1 protein-coding gene is annotated in these 647 nt (G+C 79.9%); it reads right to left on the bottom strand.

All coding sequences use genetic code 11. The features are described from left to right. Positions 1-634 (bottom strand): hypothetical protein (locus GTW43_RS32545; protein ID WP_202502232.1); only part of this gene is annotated, 634 nt, incomplete at its 3' end. Positions 635-647: the final 13 nt, after the last annotated feature.

Here is a 647-nt window from a genome sequence, read left to right as displayed (position 1 = left end):
ACAGCGGCAGCCGGGCCAGCTGCCCCACCGCCCGCTCCCGGCCGCGGCCCAGCTCGGCGGCGAGCAGTGTGCGCAGCGCCTCCAGGCGTTCGGGCAGGGTGGTGCCGCGCAGGTCGAGCTGCTCCCAGCCGGGCAGGTCACCGGCCGGCCTGCGCCCCTCGGCCATCCGCAGCCGCGCCCGGACGAGGGGCGCGAGCGGGCCGGCCTCGCGGGCGAGCCGCTCGTCGGTCCCGGAGGGCAGGACGAGGTCAGGGTCGGCGTCGAGCAGCAGGCAGATCAGCGGCCAGCGGTCGCGGTCGGGCCGGACGCGTGCGGTGAGTTCGGTCCGTCGGCCGTCGAGGAGCCGGCTCCACGCCGCGTGGTAGGCGAGGTCGGCGCGGCCCGGCAGGCGGGCGGCGGCCTCGGTGAGCGCGGTGTGCGCGCGGCCGGTCCGCCCGTCGAGCAGGTGGCGGCGGCCGCGCGCGTAGGCCACCCAGGGTGCCGTGTCCGTGCCCTCCTCGATCTCGTCGAGGCGCTCCGCGTCGAGGGGGCCTCGGGGTCCGGCACCGTCCGCGGGGGCGCCGCCCTTGGCCTCCGCGGCGTCTCCGGCGCTCACCGGGCCGCCCAGGGCTGTCGCGTCCGTCGCGTCGGTCACGTCCGTCGCGTCC

It is taken from the genome of Streptomyces sp. SID5785, assembly GCF_009870065.1.
GTDB lineage: Bacteria > Actinomycetota > Actinomycetes > Streptomycetales > Streptomycetaceae > Streptomyces.
This window is presented reverse-complemented; position numbering and strand designations above follow the sequence as displayed.